The organism is Streptomyces sp. MI02-7b (assembly GCF_033793585.1).
Lineage (GTDB): Bacteria > Actinomycetota > Actinomycetes > Streptomycetales > Streptomycetaceae > Actinacidiphila.
Map to the genome: position 1 here is coordinate 357,564 of NZ_JARAWX010000004.1, position 23,131 is coordinate 380,694.

General features: G+C 72.2%; 18 protein-coding genes and 1 riboswitch. Of the genes, 5 read left to right on the forward strand and 13 right to left on the reverse strand.

Going from position 1 to position 23,131, the window contains the following annotated elements; all coding sequences use genetic code 11:
* Window positions 1-177: 177 nt before the first annotated feature.
* Entirely contained in the window at window positions 178-951 is a 774-nt protein-coding gene (locus tag PV364_RS08520; protein ID WP_319659124.1) for a M23 family metallopeptidase, read from the reverse strand.
* 14 nt (window positions 952-965) lie between these two features.
* Window positions 966-1,130, reverse strand: a riboswitch (cyclic di-AMP (ydaO/yuaA leader).
* Between the two features lie 299 nt (window positions 1,131-1,429).
* On the opposite strand from PV364_RS08520, the gene PV364_RS08525 reads away from it, so the two are divergent.
* On the forward strand, window positions 1,430-2,281 hold the full coding sequence (locus PV364_RS08525) for a class I SAM-dependent methyltransferase (protein WP_319659125.1): 852 nt from the start codon (window positions 1,430-1,432) through the stop codon (window positions 2,279-2,281).
* 77 nt (window positions 2,282-2,358) lie between these two features.
* On the opposite strand, the gene PV364_RS08530 is transcribed toward PV364_RS08525, so the two are convergent.
* Both PV364_RS08530 and PV364_RS08535 read right to left on the reverse strand, forming a co-directional pair.
* Window positions 2,359-3,729, reverse strand: coding sequence for a M16 family metallopeptidase (locus PV364_RS08530; protein WP_415924536.1), 1,371 nt, complete (start codon window positions 3,727-3,729; stop codon window positions 2,359-2,361).
* A gap of 17 nt (window positions 3,730-3,746) precedes the next feature.
* Window positions 3,747-5,099, reverse strand: a complete 1,353-nt coding sequence (locus PV364_RS08535) for a pitrilysin family protein (RefSeq protein WP_319659127.1) — start codon at window positions 5,097-5,099, stop codon at window positions 3,747-3,749.
* Between the two features lie 205 nt (window positions 5,100-5,304).
* Here PV364_RS08535 and PV364_RS08540 point away from each other — a divergent pair, with 205 nt between their 5' ends.
* Entirely contained in the window at window positions 5,305-7,758 is a 2,454-nt protein-coding gene (locus PV364_RS08540) for a DNA topoisomerase IV subunit A (protein WP_319659128.1), read from the forward strand.
* A 372-nt stretch (window positions 7,759-8,130) separates the two neighbouring features.
* Here PV364_RS08540 and PV364_RS08545 read toward each other — a convergent pair whose 3' ends face one another.
* The 5 genes from PV364_RS08545 to PV364_RS08565 form a co-directional block, all read right to left on the reverse strand.
* Window positions 8,131-9,744 carry a glycoside hydrolase family 13 protein gene (locus PV364_RS08545; RefSeq protein ID WP_319659130.1) on the reverse strand — a complete coding sequence of 538 codons (1,614 nt, stop codon included), beginning with the start codon at window positions 9,742-9,744 and terminating at the stop codon, window positions 8,131-8,133.
* Window positions 9,745-9,844: 100 nt separating this feature from the next.
* Entirely contained in the window at window positions 9,845-10,723 is an 879-nt protein-coding gene (locus PV364_RS08550; protein ID WP_319659132.1) for a carbohydrate ABC transporter permease, read from the reverse strand.
* A gap of 15 nt (window positions 10,724-10,738) precedes the next feature.
* Window positions 10,739-11,713, reverse strand: a complete 975-nt coding sequence (locus PV364_RS08555; RefSeq protein WP_319659133.1) for a sugar ABC transporter permease — start codon at window positions 11,711-11,713, stop codon at window positions 10,739-10,741.
* Window positions 11,714-11,752: 39 nt separating this feature from the next.
* Entirely contained in the window at window positions 11,753-13,168 is a 1,416-nt protein-coding gene (locus tag PV364_RS08560) for an ABC transporter substrate-binding protein (RefSeq protein ID WP_319659135.1), read from the reverse strand.
* 334 nt (window positions 13,169-13,502) lie between these two features.
* Window positions 13,503-14,510, reverse strand: a complete 1,008-nt coding sequence (locus tag PV364_RS08565) for a LacI family DNA-binding transcriptional regulator (RefSeq protein WP_319659136.1) — start codon at window positions 14,508-14,510, stop codon at window positions 13,503-13,505.
* 221 nt (window positions 14,511-14,731) lie between these two features.
* On the opposite strand from PV364_RS08565, the gene PV364_RS08570 reads away from it, so the two are divergent.
* Window positions 14,732-15,631 (forward strand): sucrase ferredoxin, encoded by a 900-nt coding sequence (locus PV364_RS08570; protein ID WP_319659137.1) that lies wholly within the window; start codon window positions 14,732-14,734, stop codon window positions 15,629-15,631.
* On the opposite strand, the gene PV364_RS08575 is transcribed toward PV364_RS08570, so the two are convergent.
* Genes PV364_RS08575 through PV364_RS08585 form a run of 3 tightly spaced genes read right to left on the reverse strand, consistent with a single transcriptional unit; the run spans window position 15,598 to window position 18,358 of the window.
* Window positions 15,598-16,638, reverse strand: coding sequence for an ABC transporter substrate-binding protein (locus tag PV364_RS08575; protein WP_319659138.1), 1,041 nt, complete (start codon window positions 16,636-16,638; stop codon window positions 15,598-15,600). The two genes, PV364_RS08570 and PV364_RS08575, sit on opposite strands and share 34 nt — an antisense overlap.
* Before the next feature lie 33 nt (window positions 16,639-16,671).
* Window positions 16,672-17,553, reverse strand: coding sequence for an ABC transporter permease (locus tag PV364_RS08580; RefSeq protein ID WP_319659139.1), 882 nt, complete (start codon window positions 17,551-17,553; stop codon window positions 16,672-16,674).
* Window positions 17,543-18,358, reverse strand: coding sequence for an ABC transporter ATP-binding protein (locus PV364_RS08585; RefSeq protein ID WP_319659140.1), 816 nt, complete (start codon window positions 18,356-18,358; stop codon window positions 17,543-17,545). Before PV364_RS08585 ends, PV364_RS08580 begins: the two co-directional genes overlap by 11 nt.
* 228 nt (window positions 18,359-18,586) lie before the next feature.
* On the opposite strand from PV364_RS08585, the gene PV364_RS08590 reads away from it, so the two are divergent.
* Together PV364_RS08590 and PV364_RS08595 are read left to right on the forward strand one after the other, a co-directional pair.
* Entirely contained in the window at window positions 18,587-20,203 is a 1,617-nt protein-coding gene (locus tag PV364_RS08590) for a sensor histidine kinase (protein WP_319659141.1), read from the forward strand.
* Entirely contained in the window at window positions 20,200-20,916 is a 717-nt protein-coding gene (locus PV364_RS08595; protein ID WP_319659142.1) for a response regulator, read from the forward strand. The genes PV364_RS08590 and PV364_RS08595 overlap by 4 nt, the downstream gene beginning before the upstream one ends.
* Window positions 20,917-21,014: 98 nt before the next feature.
* Here the strand turns inward: PV364_RS08595 and PV364_RS08600 are convergent, their stop codons facing one another.
* Complete coding sequence (locus PV364_RS08600) at window positions 21,015-22,616, reverse strand: cation acetate symporter (RefSeq protein WP_319659143.1); 1,602 nt, start codon at window positions 22,614-22,616, stop codon at window positions 21,015-21,017.
* Window positions 22,613-23,104, reverse strand: coding sequence for a DUF485 domain-containing protein (locus PV364_RS08605; RefSeq protein ID WP_319659250.1), 492 nt, complete (start codon window positions 23,102-23,104; stop codon window positions 22,613-22,615). The genes PV364_RS08600 and PV364_RS08605 overlap by 4 nt, the downstream gene beginning before the upstream one ends.
* Window positions 23,105-23,131: the final 27 nt, after the last annotated feature.

The window sequence follows — 23,131 nt, forward strand, 5'->3', positions numbered from 1 at the left end:
CCGTCGATTCCGGCGGCGGTCCTGAATTCATGGAGCGTTTTTGGACACAGCTCCGGGCATGCCGAAGGCCCCGGCGGGGGGAGCCGGGGCCTTCGGGTGGGGGGAGGGAGGTGGACCGGGCGGCCGCGAAGGCCGGGAAGACCGGAAAGACCGGCAAGACCAGGAAGACCGGAAAGGTCAGAAGAGGACGCCGTGGGAGCGCAGATACGCCACCGGGTCCACGTCGGAGCCGTACGCAGGGGTGGTCCGGGCCTCGAAGTGCAGGTGCGGGCCGGTCACATTGCCCGTGGCGCCCGACAGGCCGATCCGCGTGCCGGCGGAGACCGTCTGGCCAACCGAGACGCCGATCGAGGACAGGTGGCCGTACTGGGTGTACATGCCGTCCGCGTGCCGGATCACGACGTTGTTGCCGTAACTGCCGCCCCATCCGGCCTCGACGACCGTGCCGGCGCCGGCGGCGTGCACCGGGGTGCCGACGGCCGCCTGGAAGTCCACGCCCGTGTGGTAGCCGGACGACCACAGGCTGCTGGTCGCGTGGTACGGGGTGCCGATGGCGCCGTGCACCGGCAGCATCCAGGAGGTCAGGGACGTGCGGGCGCGGGAGCGCGAGGCGTGCGCGGCGCCGTCGCGGGCCGCGGCCCGGACACGGGCCCTGGCGGCGGCCGCGGCCTCCTTCGCGGCCCTGGCGGCCGCGGCCTTCTTGGCGGCCCGCACCTTCGCCACGTGCGCGACGTGTGCCGCGTGCCGCTTCTTCGCCGCCGAGACCGCCGCCCTGTGCTGGGCTTCCGCCTGCTCGGCGAGGCGGGCCGCCATGTCGCCGCTGACGGCGGCGCACTTGGCGAACGCGGACCGCTCGGCCTCCGCGGCCTGCGCGGAGGCGGTGAGCGTGCCGGCGGTGACGGCGGTGAGCGCGGCGGCGCAGGCGACGGTGGTACGTATGGTGAACGCCATGGGCAGGCGGAGATCCTTTCCTTCCTTCTCGCCTACCGGGTTAGCTGACGGGTTCGGAGCAGGAAGGTCTCCTACGGGCGCCCCGGTCAGGGACGGGCCCGATTCACCCCAGGGGACGACTCACATGGGTCCCCGGCTCCCCAGGCTCACGCCCGACGGGGACTCGGCGATCGTTGCTCCGGTGCCGCGGGAGGCGGCTGATTCCGCCGGACAACCCGAGGACGCTAACCGCGCCCCCGCGGCCGTTCCAAAAAAATCCGGCCTTTTGTGCGGGATGCCACACCGGCCCCCAACCGGTCCCAACCGCCCCCTGGATGACAAAACCGCAGTTCCCCGCACGTCCCGAGCCCCCCACTGCCGCTCCCGTCCACCCGCCCGGCCGACGGCCGGCCACCGCCCCCGGACACGTGACCGGAGTCACCCTCCGGGTCCGCCGGAGGGACGCCGGGGCGCGCGTCCCCCTGCGTAGGGTCCCCGCGTGACCACGACATCAGGGGCGACGACGCCCGCCACCCGCACCGCCGAGGATTTCCTGCGCGCCTTCCACGACCGGAACCCCGGCCTCCAGTCGGCCGGGGTCGAGGGGGCCCTCACCCGGGACGGGCGCACGACCCACCAGGTGCTGGCCGAGCACATCCGCGGTGCCCGCCGCGTCCTGGACCTGGGCTGCGCGGACGGCGCGCTCCTGGAGTTGCTCGCCGGGCACGGGGCCGGGGTCCTGGCCGGCATCGACCTGTCGGAGGGCGAACTGGCCCTCGCCCGTCGGCGGCCCGGGCTGGCGGGCGCCGATCTGCGGCAGGGGCGCGCCCAGGAGCTGCCCTTCGCCGACGGCTCCTTCGACGCCGTGGTGTCGCACATGGCGCTCATGCTCATGTCGGACCCCGACCAGGTGTGCGCCGAGGCGGCGAGGGTGCTCGCCCCGGGCGGCGCACTGGCCGTCGCCGTCGGCGGCGGCCCCGTCCCCGGCGAGGGAGTGGACCTCTTCCTGACGCTGGCCGTGCCGCACTTCAAGGCGGCTGCGCCCGAGCGTCGCCTGCCGCGGCTCGGCGACCGCAGGACGCGCGGGCGGGAGGGGCTGGACGCGCTCCTGGGACCGCTCGGGTTCGCGCCGGTGTCGTGGCGGACCGTGGTCATCGGCATGGACGGCACGCCCTTGGAGGTCTGGTCCGCACTGACCTCGACGTACTACGACATGGAGGTCCTCGGCGAGGAGCCGACAGCCGACCTGCGCGCCGAGTTCCTCGGCCGCGCGGCCGCCCTGGCCGGCCCCGACGGGCGGCTCCCGTGCGGCATGAGGATCAACATGGCCGCCACACGGCTCGCACCCTGAGTCCGCGCCCGCGGGTGACAGCACGCGGCCCCGGCCGCCGCAGGGGCGTCCGGGGCCGCGGTGCGGGCGGGCGGTCGTCAGGCGCCCGTGACGACCGTCACGGGGCCGATGCCGAGGTCGCGGACCGGGTCGCCGATCGCGGTGGCGTCACCGACCAGCACGACCACGAGCCGGTCCAGCGGGAACGCGGCCACGGCCGCGGCCGTGGCCTCGACGGTGCCGGTGGCCGCCAGGCGCTCGTACAGCCGCGCCTGGAAGTCGTCGGGCAGGAACTGCTCGACCTGGTCGGCGAAGGTGCCGGCGACGGCCGAGGCCGTCTCGTAGCGCAGCGGCGCGACGCCCACGAGGTTCTGGACGGCGACGTCCCGCTCCTCGTCGGTGAGGCCCTCCGCCGCCAGGGTGCGCAGCACCTGCCAGGTGTCGGCCAGCGCGGGCGCGGTGACGTCGGTCGCCACCGAGCCGCTGATGCCGAGCAGCGAGACACCGGTTCCCTCCGGCGTGGAGAGCAGGACCTGCCCGAAGGCGCGGACGCCGTAGGTGTAGCCCTTCTCCTCCCGCAGCACGCGGTCCAGGCGCGAGGTCAGCGTGCCGCCGAGGCAGTACGTGCCGAGCACCTGGGCCGCCCAGACCGGGTCGTGCCGGTCCGAGCCGGTACGACCGATGAGCACCTGGGTCTGCACCGAGCCGGGCCGGTCGACGATGATCACGCGGGCGGTGTCGTCCGCGGTGATCGCGGGCAGCGGGCGGCGCTCGGCGGGCTTGCCGCTCCACTCCCCCAGGGTGCTGCCGAGCAGCGCGTCGAGGTCGATCCCGGTGAGGTCGCCGACCACGACCGCGGTCGCGGTGGACGGCCGTACGTGCGCGTCGTAGAAGGCGCGGACGGACGCCGCGTCGATCCGGGCGACGGTCTCCTCCGAGCCCTGGCGGGGCCGGGAGCAGCGCATTTCGGCGGGGAAGAGCTCCTTGGACAGCGCCATGGCGGCCCGCCGCGCCGGGTTGGCGAGCTCGTGGGGGATCTCGTCGAGGCGGTTGCCGACCAGGCGCTCGATCTCGCTCTCCGGGAACGCCGGGGCGCGCAGCGCGTCGGCGATCAGGCCGAGGGCCTTGTCGAGGCGCGAGGCGGGGACCTCCAGCGAGACCCGGACGCCGGGGTGGTCGGCGTGCGCGTCGAGGGTGGCGCCGCAGCGCTCCATCTCGGCGGCGAACTCCTCCGCGGTGAGCTTGTCGGTGCCCTCCGACAGGGCGCGGGCCATGATCGTGGCGACGCCGTCCAGGCCCTCGGGCTCGGCGTCGAGCGGCGCCGCGAGCAGCACCTCGACGGCGACGACCTTCTGGCCGGGGCGATGGCTGCGCAGCACGGTCAGCCCGTTGGGCAGCTGGGACCGCTCGGGGGCCGGGAAGTCCCAGGGCTTGGGCTCCCCCGGCCGGGGCTGCGGGTGGAACGTCATGGTGCTGTGGACGTCGGTCACTGGTCCGCGCCCTCCTCGTCCTCGTCGAAGTCCTCGCCGGAGGCCGCCGCGGAGCCCGTGGGCTCGTAGACGAGCACGGCCCGGTTGTCCGGCCGCAGCGTGGCCGCGGCGACGTCACGCACCTCGTCGGCGGTGACCTCCAGGACCCGCTTGACCGCGGTCAGCGCCAGCTGCGGGCTGCCGAACAGCACGCTGTAGCGGCACAGTTCGTCGGCCCGGCCGCCGACCGTGGCCAGCCGGTCCAGCCATTCGCGCTCCAGCTGGGCCTGGGCCCGCTCCATCTCCTCCGGTGTCGGGCCCTCTTCGGCGAAGCGGGCCAGCTCCTCGTCGACGGCGGCCTCGATGTCGGGCACCTCGACCCCGCTGGAGGTCTTCACGTCCAGCCAGCCGAGCGAGGGTGCCCCGGCCAGCCGCAGCAGGCCGAAGCCGGCCGCGACCGCGCTGCGGTCCCGGCGGACCAGCCGGTTGTGGAGCCGGGAGGACTCCCCGCCGCCGAGGATCGTGAGTGCCAGGTCGGCGGCGTCGGCCTCGCGGGTGCCGTCCTTCGGCAGCCGGTAGGCGGCCATGAGGGCACGGGAGGGTACGTCCTCCTCGACGACCTCGCGGAGTTGCCCGCCGATCACTCCAGGGAGTGAACCGTCGCGCGGCGCCGGCTTGCCGTCGTGGGACGCGATGGTGCCGAAGTACTTCTCGATCCAGGCGAGCGTCTGCTCCGGGTCGATGTCGCCGACCACCGCGAGGACGGCGTTGTTCGGGGCGTAGTACGTCCGGAAGAAGGCGCGCGCGTCCTCCAGGGAGGCGGCGTCCAGGTCGGCCATCGAGCCGATGGGCGTGTGGTGGTACGGGTGCCCGTCGGGGTACGCCATGGCGGTCAGCCGCTCGAACGCCGTGCCGTAGGGCACATTGTCGTACCGCTGACGGCGCTCGTTCTTCACCACGTCGCGCTGGTTGTCCAGGCTCTCCTGGTCCAGCGCGGACAGCAGGCTGCCCATGCGGTCGGCCTCGAGCCACAGGGCCAGCTCCAACTGGTGGGCCGGCATGGTCTCGAAGTAGTTGGTCCGCTCGAAGCTCGTGGTGCCGTTGAGCGAGCCGCCTGCGGCCTGGACCAGTTCGAAGTGGCCGTTGCCCTTGACGTTCGCCGATCCCTGGAACATCAAGTGCTCGAAGAGGTGGGCGAGTCCGGTACGGCCCTTCACCTCGTGACGGGAACCGACGTCGTACCAGAGGCAGACCGCGGCGACCGGGGTGAGGTGGTCCTCGGAGAGCACCACACGCAGGCCGTTGGCCAGGCGGTGCTCGGTCGCGGTGAGGCCGCCGGATTCTGCCTCCGGCGTGGCCGTGTGACCCATGGGCAAGCTGTCCTTCCCGTCGCGTACTCGTTGTTTCGTGCCTAGACCTGCCACTCTAGGCAGCGGACAAACAGCCTGCGAAGTTCCCGTCACCGGCGCGCAGGAGCCGGGGGGTGGTCCGGGCTGTCGGCGGGGCGGTCCACAATGGTCCGCGTCAGTCACGTGTCCACACCCGATGAGGTCCAGCCGAAGGAGCAGCGCCCTGATGGCCCGCCGCACCACGAAGACCCCGCCGCCGGACGATTTCGAGGAGCGGATCCTCGACATCGACGTCGTCGACGAGATGCAGGGGTCCTTCCTCGAGTACGCCTACTCGGTCATCTACTCGCGTGCGCTTCCCGACGCCCGCGACGGGCTCAAGCCGGTGCACCGCCGCATCGTGTACCAGATGAACGAGATGGGGCTGCGTCCCGAACGCGGCTTCGTGAAGTGCGCCCGCGTCGTCGGCGAGGTGATGGGCAAGCTCCATCCGCACGGCGACGCCTCGATCTACGACGCCCTGGTGCGCATGGCGCAGCCGTTCTCGATGCGGGTGCCGCTGGTCGACGGCCACGGCAACTTCGGCTCGCTCGGCAACGACGACCCACCGGCCGCCATGCGGTACACCGAGTGCCGCACGGCCCCGGCCGCGATGCTGATGGTCGAGTCGATCGACGAGGACACCGTCGACTTCGCGCCGAACTACGACGGCCAGGAGCAGGAGCCGGTCGCCCTGCCCGCCGCGTACCCGAACCTGCTGGTCAACGGCGCCTCGGGGATCGCGGTCGGCATGGCGACCAACATGCCTCCGCACAATCTCGGCGAGGTCATCTCGGCCGCCCGCCACCTGATCCGGTACCCGAACGCGGACCTCGAGACGCTGATGCGCCACGTGCCGGGCCCCGACCTGCCGACCGGCGGCCGCATCGTCGGCATGGACGGCATCCGGGACGCGTACGAGAGCGGGCGCGGCACCTTCAAGATCCGCGCGACGGTCTCGGTGGAGGACGTCACGGCCCGCCGCAAGGGCCTGGTCGTGACCGAGCTGCCGTTCACGGTCGGCCCGGAGAAGGTCATCGCCAAGATCAAGGACCTGGTCGGCGCCAAGCGGCTGCAGGGCGTCGCCGACGTCAAGGACCTCACGGACCGCGAGCACGGGCTGCGGCTGGTGATCGAGGTCAAGAACGGCTTCCACCCGGAGGCCGTCCTGGAGCAGCTCTACAAGCTGACGCCGATGGAGGAGTCCTTCGGCATCAACAACGTGGCCCTGGTCGACGGCCAGCCGCTCACGCTGGGCCTGAAGGAACTGCTGGAGGTCTACCTCGACCACCGCTTCGAGGTGGTCCGCAGGCGCAGCGAGTTCCGCCGCGGCAAGCGCCGCGACCGCCTCCAGCTGGTCGAGGGCCTGCTGGTCGCGCTCGTCGACATCGACGAGGTCATCTCGATCATCCGCTCCAGCGACAACGCCGCCCAGGCCAAGGAGCGGCTCATCGAGCACTTCTCGCTGTCGGAGATCCAGACCCAGTACATCCTCGACACCCCGCTGCGCCGGCTGACCCGTTTCGACCGCATGGAACTGGAGTCCGAGCGGGACCGGCTCACCGCGGAGATCGAGGAGCTGACCCGGATCCTGGAGTCCGACACCGAACTGCGCAAGCTGGTCAGCACCGAGCTGGCGGCGGTGGCCAAGAAGTACGGCACCGAGCGCCGCACGGTCCTGCTGGACGCGACGGCGGCGGCGCCGATCGCCGCCGTGCCGCTGGAGGTCGCCGACGACCCCTGCCGCGTGCTGCTGTCCTCCACCGGGCTGCTGGCGCGCACGGCGAACGGCGAGGCCCTGGCGCCGGGCGACGGCAAGCGGGTCAAGCACGACGTCATCGTCTCCGCGGTGCCGACGACCGCGCGGGCGGACATCGGGGCGGTCACCTCGACCGGGCGGCTGCTGCGGCTGGCGGTGATCGACCTGCCGATCCTCCCGGAGATGTCGGGGCCGCCGAACCTGTCGGGCGGCGCGCCGCTCGCGGAGTTCCTGTCGCTGGAGCCGGACGAGCGGGTGGTCTGCCTGACCACGCTCGACGAGTCCTCGCCGGGGCTGGCGCTCGGCACGGAGCAGGGCGTCGTCAAGCGCGTCGTGCCGGACTACCCGGCGAACAAGGACGACTTGGAGGTCATCACCCTCAAGGAGGGCGACCGGATCGTCGGCGCGGTCGAGCTGCGCACCGGCGAGGAGGACCTGGTCTTCATCACCGACGACGCCCAGCTGCTGCGCTACCCGGCGGGCCAGGTGCGTCCGCAGGGCCGCCCGGCGGGCGGCATGGCCGGCATCAAGCTCACCGAGGGCGCCAAGGTGATCTCCTTCACAGTGGTGGACCCGTCGGCCGACGCCGTCGTCTTCACCCTGGCCGGCGCCCGCGAGGTGCTGGACGGGGCGGAGGAGAGCACGGCCAAGCTGACTCCGTTCGACCAGTACCCGCGCAAGGGCCGGGCGACCGGCGGTGTGCGCTGCCAGCGCTTCCTCAAGGGCGAGGACGTGCTGCTGCTGGCCTGGGCCGGCGTCGCCCCCGCCCGCGCCGCCACGTCCACCGGCGCCCCCGCCGACCTTCCGCCGAAGGACCCGCGCCGGGACGGCTCGGGTGTGGCGCTGACCAAGCGGGTCGCGGTGGTCGCCGGCCCGGTGTGACGGGCCGCACGACAGCAGCGAGGGGCGCGGCACCGGTGCGGTGCCGCGCCCCTCGGCGTACGCGGTCAGGACGCGTACGCCGTCAGCCCGCCGTGTCGGGCGGCGGGCCGGCCGGTGTGGCCCGGGGGGACCGGGCGCGGGTCGCGGGGTGGCCGTGCCCGGAGCGTCGGCGGCCGGGCGCGGCCCGGCGAACGGGGCGCCGGTGAGGCACGGGTGCCGGGCGCGATGGGCGGCGCAGGCCGCGGGGGCGGTCTCCGCGGAGCCGTCGGTGCTGCCGTGGACAACGCTGTCCGGCGGCAGCACTCCCGCGTGGGGGACGGGCGCAGAAGGGCGGGGGGACGGGGGCGGGGGGACGCGGTGCGGCGCCTGCGGCTACTCGTCCAGGCGCAGCCAGACCGCCGTGTCCTGGGGCAGCCGGCCGTCCTCGCCGAGCGGCCCGCTGGCGAGCAGGAGCTGCCGGTGGCGGGGAAGGTCCACCGGGGTCCCGGACAGGTTGACCACGCAGGCGAAACCGCCCTCGCGGCGGAAGGCGAGCACCTCGGCATCGCTGTCGAGCCAGCTCATCGGCCCTTCACCGAGGCCGGGTTCGGCACGCCGGATGTCCAGCGCCGTGCGGTACAGGGTGAGCATGGAACCGGCGTCGGCCTCCTCGGCCTCCGCCGTGTACGGCGCCCAGCCGGCCGGCTGGGGCAGCCAGAGCCGCTCGCCGCCGAAGCCGTACGGCGGCGCGTCCCCGGACCAGGGCAACGGCACCCGGCAGCCGTCACGGCCCGGGTCGGTGCCCCCGGAGCGGAAGTACATCGGGTCCTGCAGCCGGTCGGCCGGGATGTCCTCGACCTCGGGCAGGCCCAGTTCCTCGCCCTGGTACAGGTAGACCGAACCGGGGAGGGAGAGCGTCAGCAGGGCGGCGGCGCGGGCGCGGCGGGTGCCGAGCGCCAGGTCGGTGGGGATGCCGTGGGCCTTGGTCTTGAAGTCGAAAGCGGTGTCGGCGCGGCCGTAGCGGGTGGCCGTGCGGGTCACGTCGTGGTTGGCCAGCACCCAGGTCGCCGGAGCGCCGACGGGCGCGTGCACGGCCAGCGTCAGGTCGATCGAGGCGCGCAGCCGCTCCGCGTCCCAGGGGCAGGACAGGAAGTCGAAGTTGAAGGCGGTGTGCAGCTCGTCGGGCCGCAGGTAGCGCGCGAAGCGCTCGGCGTCCGGCAGCCACACCTCGCCGATCAGGACCCCGCCGTAGGAGTCCGCGAGGGTGCGCCAGGAACGGTAGATCTCGTGCAGTTCGTCGCGGTCGATGTAGGGGTGCGGGTCGCGCCCCTCCTCGAAGTCGGGCAGCTCCGGGTCCTTGGCCACCATGGCCGCCGAGTCGATGCGCACCCCGGCCACGCCGCGGTCGAACCAGAAGCGCAGGACGTCCTCGTGCTCCTGACGGACCGCGGGGTGCTCCCAGTTGAGGTCGGGCTGCTCGGGCGCGAACAGGTGCAGGTACCAGTCGCCGTCGGGCAGCCGGGTCCAGGCGGGGCCGCCGAACTGGGACCGCCAGCCGTTCGGCGGCAGTTCGCCGTTCTCACCGCGGCCGGGGCGGAAGTGGAACAGCTCGCGCTCCACGCTGCCCGGCCCGGCGGCGAGCGCGGCCTGGAACCAGACGTGCCGGTCCGATATGTGGTTGGGGACGATGTCGATGATGGTGCGGATGCCGACGCCGCGGGCCTCCGCGATGAGCTTCTCCGCCTCGGCAAGGCTCCCGAAGGCCGGGTCGATGGCCCGGTAGTCGGCGACGTCGTAGCCGCCGTCGGCCAGCGGCGAGGGGTACCAGGGACTGAACCAGATGGCGTCGATGCCCAGCGCCGCCAGGTACGGCAGTCTGGACCGCACCCCCGCGAGGTCGCCGGTGCCGTCCGCGTCGCCGTCGGCGAAGCTCCGTACGTACACCTGGTAGATGGCGGCGCCGCGCCACCACTCGTCGGTGGCCTCGGTCGGCTGGGTGTCTGCCACGTGACTGGTCCTTTCGGGCAGCTGGGACCACGCCGCCGGCCCTTGCGGCGGGCGGCGTGGTGCTGGTGGGGAGCGGCGTGGCGGTGGACGGGTGCGGGCCTCAGCCCTTCAGACCGCCGGCGGTCAGGCCGCTCATGATGTTGCGCTGGAAGACGAGGAAGATCAGCAGGGTGGGGACGGAGGCCATGGCGATGGCCGCCAGCAGCCAGTTCTCCGGCACCCCGCTGGCGAGCGAGTAGATGCCGACGTTGAGCGTCTGCTTCGTCGGGTCCGGCAGCGTGAGCATCGGCCAGAGGAAGTCCTTCCAGACCCCGACGATCGCGAAGATGGAGACCACTCCGAGGATCGGGCGGGAGATCGGCAGGACCACCGACCACAAGGTGCGCACCTGGGAGGCCCCGTCGATCGCGGAGGCGTCCAGCAGTTCCTGCGGCACCGAGTCGAAGAAGCGCTTCAGCAGGAAGATGTTGAAGGCGTTGGTGACCGAGGGCAGCCAGATCACCCAGGGCGAGTTGAGCAGGTTGCGCTGGAAGATCGGCACGTCCAGCACCGTCAGGTACTGCGGCACGACCAGTACGGTCGCCGGGATCATCAGCGTCGCCAGCATCATGCCGAGGATGACGTTGCCGAGCACCGGACGGAGTTTGGACAGCGAGTAGGCCGCCGCCACGTCGAGCACCAGCTGGAAGGCGAGCGCCCCGAAGGCGTACCAGAGGGTGTTGAGCAGCAGATGGGACAGGTCCATCACGGACCAGGCGCTCTTGTAGTTCTCGGGGTGGAGGGCGTTCGGGAGGACGGTCGGCGGGATCTGCGCGAACTCCTCGGTGGACTTCAGGCCGTTGGCGGCCATCCAGTACAGCGGGCCGAGGAAGACCAGCGTGAAGGCGGCGACCACCAGGAACAGGACCGTCCGGTAGATGATCTTGCCGCGCCGGGTCGCCATCTGCGTCGGCGATATCAGCGATCTCGTGCTGCTCATCGGTGGGTCCCCGCCCTACTCGTCCGCGGCGCGGCTGAGCCGCACGTACCCGGCGGAGAAGACCGCCAGCAGTACGAGCAGGACCAGGCCGAGCGCCGCGGCGCCGCCGTAGTTGTTGAAGCTGAACGCGTACTGGTAGATCAGGTAGACGACGGTGGTCGTCGAGCCCTCCGGGCCGGAGCCTCCGGTCAGCAGGAAGGGCTCGGTGAAGACCTGCATCGTCGCGATGATCTGCATCAGCAGCATCAGCGAGAGGATGAGCCGGGTCTGCGGGATCGTCACGTGCCAGATCTTGCGCAGCAGTCCGGCCCCGTCGAGCTCGGCGGCCTCGTACAGCTCGCCGGGGATGCCCTGCAGGGCGGCCAGGTAGATGAGAGTGGCGCCGCCCATGTTCATCCAGGTGGAGGCGATGACCACCGACAGCATCGCGGTGTCGGTGGACTGCAGCCATTGCTGGGCCGGCAGGTGCAGTGTCTCCAGGATGCGGTTGAACAGGCCGTACTCGGGGTTGTAGAAGTTCTTGAAGAGCAGCACGGAGGCGACCGGCGGCAGCATCACCGGCAGGTACACCAGCAGCCGGAGGTAACCCTGTGCGTGCCGCAGCTCGTTCAGCAGCAGCGCGACGAAGAACGGCACCGCGAAGCCGAGCAGCAGCGCCAGGCCGGTGAAGAGCAGGGTGTTGCGCCAGGCCTGCCAGAACGCGGGATCGTGGAAGACGTAGTTCAGGTTGGACCAGCCGGCCCAGGTGGTGTGCCCGTCCTTGGTCTTCTGGAAGGCCAGTACGAACTCCCGGACCATCGGGTACCAGGAGAAGAACGCGAAGCACAGCACGGCGCCGATGAGGAAGCCGTACGCGGTGAGGTTGCGGCGCAGGGAGCGGCCGGCCCGCCCCGGACGGTGGGGATCCGGGGCAGGGCGGCGTGCCGAGCGGCGCGACCGGCTCTTCACGGGAGTGCTGGCGGGCAGGGTGGGGGCGCTGGGGGCCGACATCGTTACTCCTGAGTGCCGGGGGGCCGGGGGCCGGAGCTGCTACTGGTTGGCGAGGACCTGGTTGACCTGGGTCTCCGCGGTGGACAGCAGCTTGGCGGCGTCCGCGTTCTTGTTGGTCAGGACGCCGGACATCACGTTGTCCAGGACCTTGTAGATCTCCTGGGCCTTCGCGGGCTCGGCCTTGCCGGGGATCGGGTTGTCCATGAAGGCGCGGAAGTTCTCCACCGGCATGGTGGCGCTGGCCGCCTTCAGCTGGTCGTCCTTGGTCTTGCTGGCGCCGGTGAAGAAGGCCGGCTGGGGCAGACCGACGGGCAGGCCGTCCGCCTTGCTGCGGGAGTACTCGAACTGGCCCTTGCCCGGGGTGAGGGTCTTGAAGTTGAGCCAGGCGATGGCGGCCTTGATCTTGTCGGGCGAGCTGCCCTTCTTGATCATGTAGTCGTTGCCGCCGAAGAGGGTGGCCTTGCCGCCGGGGATCGGGCCCATGCCGAAGTTGGCGTAGTCGGCGCCGAGCTGCTGGACCATGTACGTGATGTCGTCGGGCGCGGCCAGGAACATGCCGAGCTTGTCCGCCGCCATCTGCTTCTGCAGGTCGCCCCACTTGAGCAGCTGGGTCTGGCCCATGCTGTTGTCGGTCCAGCGCATGTCGTGCAGGTTCTGCACGATCTGCTTGCCGAGGTCGGAGTTGAACGCCGCCTTGCTGCCGTCCTCGGAGACGACGTCGCCGCCCAGGCCGTACATCGCGGCGGTGAAGTGCCAGCCGCCGGTGTTCTGCGCGCTGTAGTCGCCGTACCCGGCGATGCCCTTGCCCAGGCCCGCGATGGCCTTGGCCGCGGTGCGGACCTCCTCCCACGTGGTCGGCGGCTTGTTGGGGTCGAGGCCGGCCTGCGTGAAGAGCTTGCGGTTGATGAGCAGGCCCATGGTGTAGTTGCTGGTGGGCACGCCGTAGAGCTTGCCGTCCTTCTTCAGGACGCCCAGCACGTTGGGGTCGATGTCCTGGAGGGCGGGGACGGTCTTGTCCGTGACGTACGCGGAGATGTCCGCGGCCCCGTCGTTGTCCAGCACCTGCTGCAGGTCGGTGAAGTACGTGTAGAACACGTCCGGCTGGGACTTCGCCTTCAGAGCCGCGGTGAAGCGGGCCGGCTCCTCGCACTGACCGGGCGTCGACTTACCGTCGATGGTCACGTTCGGGTACTGCTTGTTGAAAGTGGCGACGTCCTCCTTCCACTCCTTGAGCTCCGCCTTCTTGGCGGCCGGCGGCATGCAGTCGATGGTGAGCGTGACCTTGGCCTTCGGGTCCAGCGGGGCGGTCGGGTCGGACGACGATCCGCCGCCGGCGTTGTCGTCGTTGCCCGCGCTGCTGCTGGTGCCGCAGGCGGAGAGGGCGACCAGGGCCAGCGCGGAGACGAGCGTGGCCGCGGAGGCACGGCGGGCGGGGCGGAACCAGGAGCTTCTCATCGGGTCCCCTTCGGGCATGAGCGTGGAAGCCCCCGGCTACGCACAGCGGGGGCGCCGCACACTCAAGCACTCCCCGCAGATGTCCGCAAGATGTCGCGCAGTTTTCGCAAAAGACTGACGAGCTTGCGCAGGTGGGCTGCGAAGCGTTTCAACGGCCATCGACCGGGCTGACCGGCGGGGCCGGCCGCGCGGGACCGGGCCGGGCCGGGTCGGGTCGTCGGTCCGGCGGGCGGGCGGACGGACAGGCAGGCAGGCAGGACGCGCAGGAGCCCGCGGTGCCGGGCACCGCGGGCTCTGAGGGGTACGCCGTCGCGCGGCGCGGGGTGGGCGAGGCTCAGCCGCGCACCGGCCCCGTCGTGCCACGGACGACCAACTCGGGCTCGTACAGCAGCTCGTCGGAGGCGACCTGCTTGCCCGCGATCTTCAGCGCGAGCAGTTCGACCGCGGTGCGCCCCATCGCCTCGATCGGCTGGCGCACGGTGGTCAGCGGCGGGTCCGTGCAGGTCATGAAGGCCGAATCGTCGTACCCGATCACCGAGACGTCCCCCGGCACCGACAGCCCCATCCGGCGCGCCGCGCGCACCGCGCCCAGTGCCATCGGGTCGTTGGCGCAGATGATCCCGGTGACGCCGCGCTCCCACAGCTTCGCGGCCGCCGCCTGGCCGCCCTCCAGAGTGAACATCGCCCGCCCCACGTGCTCGTCGGGCAGCGAGGTGCCGGTCGCCGCGGCCACGCCGCGGGCCGCCACCAGCTTGCGCCGCGACGGCACGTGGTCGGAGGGCCCCAGCAACAGGCCGATCCGCTCGTGGCCGAGCGAGGACAGATGCCGCCACGCCTGCTCGACCGCCACCGAGTCGTCGCACGAGACCCGCGGGAAACCCAGGTGCTCTATGGCCGCGTTGATCAGCACAACCGGCAGATTGCGTTCCGCGAGCAACCGGTAGTGGTCGTGCGGAGCGTCCGCCTGGGCGTACAGACCACCGGCGAACACCACGCCCGAGACGTGCTGTTGCAGCAGCAGCGACACGTAGTCCGCCTCCGACACCCCGCCCGCGGTCTGCGTGCACAGCACGGGCGTGAGCCCCTGTTGCGCCAGCGCCGCCCCGACGATGTCGGCGAACGCCGGGAAGATCGGGTTCTGCAGCTCGGGCAGCACCAGCCCCACCAGCCGCGCCCGGTTCCCCCGCAACTGCGTGGGCCGCTCGTACCCCAGCACGTCCAGAGCCGTCAGCACCGCCTGCCGGGTTCCCTCCGACACCCCCGGCTTCCCGTTCAGCACCCGGCTGACGGTGGCCTCGCTGACCCCGACCTTCTTCGCTACTTCGGCAAGCCGTCGCGTCATGTGTGCAAGCATACGACACGCCATGCAAGTGGTTTGCGCTCTTGCGCAAGACCGCTGGGGCCGACGGTACGGGGGCATGCCACCGGGGTTTCCGGGGCGGCCGTTCCGGCCCGCCCTCGACCTGCCCCGACGGGGATTTTCGGGGCGCCCTGGGGGGACACCCGCACGGTACGGGAGGGGCCGGCGCGCTGCGGTGGATTCAGAAGGTTAGGCTTACCTTCATGAGCACCTGCACGACCGCGTCCAGCTCGTTGGCGGAGCCCGTCGCCGCGACCGCGGCCACCGCGCGCACATGGCTGCTGCTGGAGCAACCGGGGCCGTGGGGGCCGAAGGCGCTGACCGGCAGCCATCTGGATCCGCGGGTGGGACGGGCGCTGGAACGGGCCGCCGCGGGGACCGGCGTGCGTGTGGGGCTGATCCGGCGGCCCGGGCCGCACGCGGACCGGCGGCGCGACGTCCCCCGGCGCACGGCGTACGTGGCGCACACGGTGCCGGGGCGCTCGTGGGTGCGCGAGGCCGTGCTGGAGGACCCGGAAGCCCTGCTGGGACTGGACTTCGCGGCACTGGGGCGAGGCGACCACCGCGGCTTCGGGATGCCGTACGAGGGCGACCCGCTGGCCCTGGTGTGCACCAATGGCAGGCGCGACCGCTGCTGCGCGCTCAACGGCCGCCCGCTGGCGGCCGAACTGGCCGCCTCCCGGCTCGGTCAGGTGTGGGAGGTGACCCACCTGGGCGGCCACCGCTTCTCGCCGACGATGCTCGTGCTGCCGTACGGCTACGCCTACGGCCGCGTGGACCTCCCGCTGGCCCGGCGGGTGCTGGAGGCCGCCCGTGAGGGCCGCGTCGTGCTGGAGGGCTGCCGAGGGCGCTCCGCGTGGGAGCGCCCGGGCCAGGCGGCCGAGCTCGCCGTGCGCCGGCTGACGGGTGAGGACGGGGCGGGGGCGCTGAGCGTGGACGGCACGCGCGTGCGGCACGTGGACGGCCGGGTCTGGGACGTCGGGGTGACCGCGGTCGCGGCCGAGCCGCTCCGGCCCGAGAGCTGCGGGGCGGCCCTGGGGGCACCACTGCGCATGGAGATCAGCGGCATTCAGCCGGCGCTCTTGACGAACTCCGTGGTGTAGGTCCTGCTCAGGTCCACCTTCGCGTTCTGCAGGTTGGGGTTGAAGGCCTTGAGGACCCGTTCCACGGTCTCGGGGCCGCCCTCGGGCATCACACCGTCCTTGGTGAACATCGGCAGCGTGCTCTCGATGGACTGCGTGTAGAGCTCCTGGCCGCCGCCCTGCGCGTAGTCGGCCGGCATCTTGGCCGCGATCTCGGCGGCGCTGTGCGTGGACATCCATGCGAGCGTCTTCACGAAGGCGTTGGCGAGCTTCTGGACGGTCTCCTTGTGGCCGTTCACCCACTCCGTCTGCATGTACAGGCTGGAGGAGGGGTAGAGCCCGCCGAGCGCCTGGCGGGAGCCCTCGGGGGTGCGCATGTCGATCAGCACCTTGCCGAGCTTCTTGTCCAGGACCGTGGCCACGGTCGGGTCGGTGGTCATGCCGCCCTGGATCGAGCCCTGTTCCAGCGCGGAGACGAAGGTCTGGCCGGCGCCGACCGCGACCGGGGTGAACTCGCTGGTCTTCACGCCGTTGCTGACGGCGAGGTACTTCGTCAGGAAGTCCGTGGACGAGCCGATGCCGGTCACACCCAGCTGCTTGCCCTTGAAGTCCGCGGGGCCGGTGATGTCGGCGGCGGCCTTCTCGGAGACGATCTCCACCTCGCCGGGGGCCTGGGAGAACTGGACCACCGACTCCACCTCCTTGCCCTTGACCTGCAGGTCGAGCGTGTGGTCGTAGAAACCCACCGTGCCCTGGACGTCGCCGGACACCAGCGCGGTCTCGGCCTGCACGCCCGCCGGTTCGGTGAGCAGTTCGACGTCCACGCCCTCGGCCTTGAAGTAGCCGAGCCGCTCGGTGAGCATCGCGGGGAGGTAGATGACCTTGTCCAGGCCGCCGACCATGATCTTGACCTTGTCGCCCCTGCCGCCTGATCCGGCGGCCGAGGAGTCGCCGCCGCAGGCGGTGAGCAGGGTCAGGGCGACGGCCGAGGCGGCGACGGCGGCGGGGACTCTGAGGGGTGCGCGCATCTGGTTCACGTCCTTGCGAAGAGGGTGGGAAGGTCAGCGGTCGGAGCCGGCCTCGGCCGGCTTCCAGCGGAAGAGCCGCTTCTCCAGGAAGGTCAGCAGGCCCTCGGCGAGCAGCGCGACGACCGCGAGGATCGCCATGGCGGCGTACACACCGGCGGAGTTGAAGGTGCCCTGCGAGGCGGCGACCAGCAGGCCCAGGCCCTTGGTGGCGCCGATGTACTCGCCGACGATGGCGCCGATGAGGGCGAAGCCGAAGCTCACGTGCAGGCTCGTGAAGATCCAGGAGGTCGCGGAGGGGATGACGACCTGCAAGGTGACCTGGCGGTTGCCGGCGCCCAGGATGCGGGAGTTGGCGACCAGGTTGCGGTCCACCTCGCGGGCGCCCTGGAAGGCGTTGAAGAAGACCGGGAAGAAGACCAGCACCACCGCGGAGGCGATCTTCGAGGCCGGGCCGAGGCCGAACCAGATGAGGAAGATCGGCGCGAGCACGATCCGCGGAAGCGCGTTGAGCACCTTGATGTACGGCCCCAGCACATCGGCCAGGAAGCGGATCCGCCCGAGCACGATCCCGAGCACCACACCGGCGACGACGCCGATCATCCAGCCGAGCAGGGCTTCGTAGAGCGTGTACCAGACCTGCTCCCACAACGAGCCCTGCGCGGTGCCGTCCACCGCCCAGGTGCGCATCTGCTCCCAGATCCGCGACGGCATCGAGAAGTGGAACGGGTCGATGACCTCGGCACGGGCCAGCCACTCCCACAGGCCGAGCACGGCGATCAGCAGCAGCACCCGGCTGCCCTGCACGAGGTACAGGCGGTTGCGGGCGGCGCGGGCCCGGGACCGGGCCCGGTCGGATCCGCCGCCGGTGTCCTTGGTGGCGGCGGCCGCCGGGGCCGCCACGGTCTCAGGCGACATGCGCCGCACCCCTCTCGCGGGTGATGCGGACCTCTTCGCCCAGTGAGGCCCAGATCTCCCGGTAGATCTCGATGAACCGCGGCTCCAGCCGCACCGTCTCGACCTTGCGCGGACGCGGCAGGTCGATCTCGAAGACCTCCTTGACCGTGGCCGGCCCGGCGGTCATCACGACCACCTTGTCCGCGAGTGCGATGGACTCCTCCAGGTCGTGGGTGACGAAGACGACCGAGGCGCCCGTGCCGGACCACAGCTCCAGCAGCTCGTCCGACATCAGCGCGCGCGTCTGCACGTCCAGGGCCGAGAACGGCTCGTCCATGAGCAGGATCTCGGGGTCGTTGACGAAGGTGGCCGCCAGCGCGACGCGCTTGCGCTGGCCGCCCGACAGCTGGTGCGGGTAGCGGTCCTCGAAGGCGGTGAGGCCGACCCTGGCGAGCCATTCGCGGGCCCGCTCCCTGGCCTCCACCCGGGGCACGCCCCGGAAACGGGGACCGGCCATCACGTTGGACAGCACAGTGCGCCAGGGGAAGACGGCGTCCTGCTGGAAGACGAAGCCGACCTTGCCGCCGATGCCGCGCACCGGCTCGCCGGCGACCAGCACCTCGCCCTCGGTGGGCTCCTCCAGCCCGCTGACCAGGGTCAGCGTCGTGGACTTGCCGCAGCCGGTCGGTCCGACGACGGCCACGAACTCGCCGCGCCCGACGGTCAGGTCCAGATCGCGCACAGCGGTGTGGAGGGCCCCGGACGGGGTCCGGAACGCTTTGCTCGCACCCCGCAGTTCGATGGCGGGGCTGGTGTGTGTGCTCATGCGCCGGGACGCTAGAGGTGGCCCGGCCCACGGCGGCAGCCTTGCGGTCACAACCGCGCCTTGTGCCCACAACCCCCTGTTCTGCTCATTCTGCTCGCGCTACAACAACGAAAGGGCCACAGGGGCTGGGCAGCGGGCCCGGTGCCGTTTACGTTGCGTTCACAGCCAGGCAAACGGACGAGCGAATTCCGCATGGGCGCGGACCGCCGGAGAGGACACGGTGACGTCATGCGCATCCGCTGGCCCCGCCGCGTCTTCGCCCAGGTCCTGCTCGTCCAGCTGGTCCTCACCACCGGTGTGATCACCCTGGCCACCGGCCTGTTCCTCGCCCCGCTGAGCTCGCAGCTCGACCAGCAGGCGATGCGCCAGGCCCTGTCGATCGCCCAGACCACCGCCGCCACCCCCGGCCTCGCCCGCGATCTGCTCCGCACCCGCCCCAGCGTCACCGGCCCGGTGCAGCAGGAGGCCGAGCGCATCCGCCGCGCCACCGGAGCGCTCTACATCGTCGTCATGGACACCCACGGCGTGCGCTGGTCGCACACCGACCTCGCGCAGATCGGGCGGCACGTGTCCACCGACCCCAGCGTGGCGCTCGGCGGCCAGGAGATCATGCAGATCGACCGGGGCACCCTCGGCCGTTCCGCCCGCGCCAAGGTGCCGCTCCGTACCGACCTCGGCCGCATCGTGGGCGCGGTGTCGGTCGGCATCGCGTACGACAGCGTGCGCGAACGGCTCCTGGCGACCGTCCCGGTGCTTCTGCTGTACGCGGGCGCCGCGCTGGGAGTCGGTGTGCTGGCGGCGCTGCTGGTGTCCCGGCGGCTGCAACGGCGCACGCACGGGCTGGCGTTCGCCGACATCTCCGCGCTGCTGGACGAGCGCGAGGCGATGCTGCACGGCATCCGCGAGGGGGTCGTGGCGCTCGACGGCGCGGGCAGGATCCGGCTGCTCAACGACGAGGCGCAGCGGCTGCTCGGACTCGGCCCGGACGCCACCGGCCGCGCCCTGGACGACGTGCTGCCGGTGGGCCGCACGACCGACGTGCTGGCCGGCCGGGTCGCGGGCACCGACTTGCTGACCGTCAGCGGTGCCCGGGTGCTGGTCGCCAACCGGATGCCCACCGGGGACGGTGGCGCCGTCGCCACCCTGCGCGACCGCACCGAACTGGAGCGCCTGGGCCGCGAACTCGACAGCACCCACGGTCTGCTGGACGCGCTGCGCGCGCAGGACCACGAGCACGCCAACCGCCTGCACACCCTGCTGGGCCTGCTCGAACTCGGCCTGTACGACGCGGCGGTGGAGTTCGTCGCCGAAGTGGCCGACGGACGGCGGGCCTCTGCCGAGCAGGTCGCGGAACGCGTCCACGACCCGCTGCTGTCGGCACTGCTGGTCGGCAAGTCCGCGATCGCCGCCGAACGGGGCGTGGCCTTGTCCGTCGCACCCGCGACACTGCTGCCCGACCGCGTCGTCGACCCCCGAGACCTGGTCACCGTGCTGGGCAACCTCATCGACAACGCCCTGGACGCGGCGGCCTCCATGGTCGAGGTCGAGCTGCGCGCCGAGGGCACGACCGCCGTACTGCGGGTGTCCGACGACGGGCCGGGCGTGCCGCCCGATGCCCGCGAGCGGATCTTCGCCGAGGGGTGGACGACCAAGGTCTCCCCCGCGCACCGGGGCCGCGGGCTCGGTCTGGCGCTCGTGCGCCGGCTCGCCGGACGGTACGGCGGCACGGCCCGCGTCACCGCCCGCGCGGGGGGCGGCGCGGTCTTCACCGTCGTCCTGCCGGAGGCACTGACCGCGCCCGAACCCACCGCGACGGCACCCGTATCCGCAGGGGGAGCACGATGATCGACGTCCTGGTCGTGGACGACGACTTCCGCGTCGCCGAGATCAATTCCGCCTACGTCGGCAAGGTCCCCGGCTTCCGGGTCACCGCGCGGGCCCACACCGCCGCGCAGGCGCTGGCCACGCTGGAACGCGCGCACGTCGACCTGGTGCTGCTGGACCACTACCTGCCGGACGAGACCGGCCTCACCCTGGTGCGGCGCATGCGCCAGCTCGGTCACCACGCGGACGTCATCATGGTCACCGCCGCGCGGGACGTGGCGACCGTGCAGGCCGCGATGCGCTTCGGTGCCCTGCAGTACCTGGTCAAGCCGTTCAGCTTCGCCGGACTGCGGGTGAAGCTGGAGGGGTACGCGGCGCTGCGCCGGACCCTCGACGGCTTCGGCGGCGGGGGCGGGGAGGCGGGCCAGGAGCAGGTCGACCGGATCTTCGGCGCGCTGCGCACGGCGGCCGCGGCCCCGGCGGGGCTCCCGAAGGGGCACTCGGCGCCCACCGCCGAACTCGTGCGCAAGGTCCTCACCGAGGCGGCGCAGCCGCTGTCCGCGCACGAGGTCGCGGCCCGTGCGGGGATCAGCCGCTCCACCGCCCAGCGCTACCTGAAATTCCTGGAACGCGAGGGCCGGATCAGCCTCACCCTCAAGTACGGCGACACCGGCCGGCCGGAGCACCGCTACGCCTGGGCGGAGCCCTCCACCGCGCGTAACCGCCCTGTCTGAGGGGGCCGTTGCGGGCCGAGGAGCGCCCGAACGCCTTCCCGGGACCCGGCGGGGCCCGGGAGGGCGGCCACGGGCCCACAGGGCCCGTGCAGGGCCTCCTAGGCCGCTCCGGCGCCCGTGAGGGCCCGGACTTCCACCTCCGCGTACGCGTCGGCGTCGGCCGGCTCACGGGTGAGCAGCGTCCCGGCCCAGCCGGCCAGGAAGCCCAGGGGGATCGACACCAGCCCCGGGTTCTGGAGCGGGAAGTAGGCGAAGTCCAGCCCCGGGAAGAGGGAGTCCGGGCTGCCGGACACCACCGGGGACAGCACCACCAGCGCCATGGCCGGGACCAGGCCGCCGTACACCGACCACACCGCGCCCCGGGTGGTGAACCTGCGCCAGAACAGCGTGAAGAGCAGCACCGGCAGATTCGCCGAGGCCGCGACCGCGAACGCCAGTCCCACCAGGAACGCCACGTTCTGTCCCTGTGCGAACAGGCTCAGCCCGATCGCCACGCCGCCGATCCCGACGGCCGCCAGCCGGGCCACGCGCACTTCCTCGTGCTCGCGGCGCGCGGCGCCGGGGCGCGGGCGGCGCAGCGTCGCGTACAGGTCGTGCGCCACGGAGGCGGAGGACGCCAGCGTGATGCCCGCGACGACGGCGAGGATGGTGGCGAAGGCGATGGCGCCGACGACCGCGAAGAGCACCGTCCCGCCGGTGGAGCCCGCTCCCCCGCCCAGGTCGAGGGCGAGCAGGGGCACCGCGGTGTTCCCGGCCGCGTTGGAGGTGCGCACGGCGTCCGAGCCGACGACGGCGGCCGCGGCGACGCCGAGCACGATGATCATCAGGTAGCAGCTGCCGATGAGACCGATCGCCCAGACCACCGAGCGCCGGGCCGAACGGGCGGTCGGCACGGTGTAGAAGCGGGACAGGATGTGCGGCAGCCCGGCCGTGCCGAGCACCAGAGCGAGGCCGAGGCTCATGAAGTCCAGCCGCGACGTCCAGTTCTCGCCGTACTTCAAGCCCGGGGCGAGATAGGCGCGACCGTGGCCGCTGCCGTCGGCCGCCGCGCGCAGCAGCCCGCCCAGGTCGCCGTGGAAGCGGATCAGGACCAGCACCGTGAGGGCGAGCGTGCCGCCCATCAGCAGCACCGCCTTGACGATCTGGATCCATGTGGTGGCCCGCATGCCGCCGAAGGTGACGTAGAAGACCATGAGCGCGCCCACGCCGACCACGGTCCAGGTACGGGCGGCCGAACCCTGGCCGCCGAGCAGCAGGGCGACCAGGCTCCCGGCGCCGACCATCTGCGCGACCAGGTAGAGCACGGAGACGACCACCGAGGCGGTCCCCGCGGCGATCCGCACCGGCCGTTGCCGCATCCGGGCGCTGAGCACGTCGGCGAGGGTGTACCGGCCGCAGTTGCGGACGAGTTCGGCGACGAGGAAGAGGACGACCAGCCAGGCGACCAGGAAGCCCACCGAGTAGAGCATGCCGTCGTACCCGAAGAGCGCGATGAGGCCCGAGATGCCGAGGAAGGTCGCGGCGGACAGGTAGTCGCCCGCGATGGCGAATCCGTTCTCCAGGGGTGAGAAGAGCCGGCCGCCCGCGAAGAACTCGACCGAGGAACTGCGCCGGCGCCCGGCCCAGGCGGTGATGGCGAGGGTGACGGAGACGAAGACGGTGAAGAGGACCAGTGCGAGTCCCTGGTGGTTGCCGGTCACCGCATCCGCTCCTGGGTGTCCCAGCGCAGTTCCAGGGCGGCCCGGTCCCGGCGCAGCCGGGCGTGCCGGGCATAGGCCCAGGTCAGCAGGAAGGTCGAGGCGAACTGGGCGAGACCCAGGGCCATGGCGACATTGAGCTCGCCGGCGACCGGCCGGGCCATCAGGCGGGGGGCCGTGGTCGCGAGCACGACGTAGAGCAGGTACCAGGCGAGGAAGGCCATCGTCGCCGGGAAGACGAACCGCCGGTAGCGGCCGCGGACTTCCTGGAACGGGCCGCTGCGCTGCACCTCCCGGTACACGGCGGCGCGACCGGACGGCGCGGCCTGTGGGGTTGCGGGCGCCGGCGGCGGTTCCGGTCCCTCCCAGTCCCCGGCGGCCAGGGCGTCGTACCAGGGGTCGTCCACCCGCAGCCCGCTGGGCTCCGCCCCGTCGTGCTCTTTCACGGACTCTCCTCGCTTCACGGACCGTTCGGCCGTGCGCCCAAGCATGGACATTGCGGGAAGATCCGGGAGGCC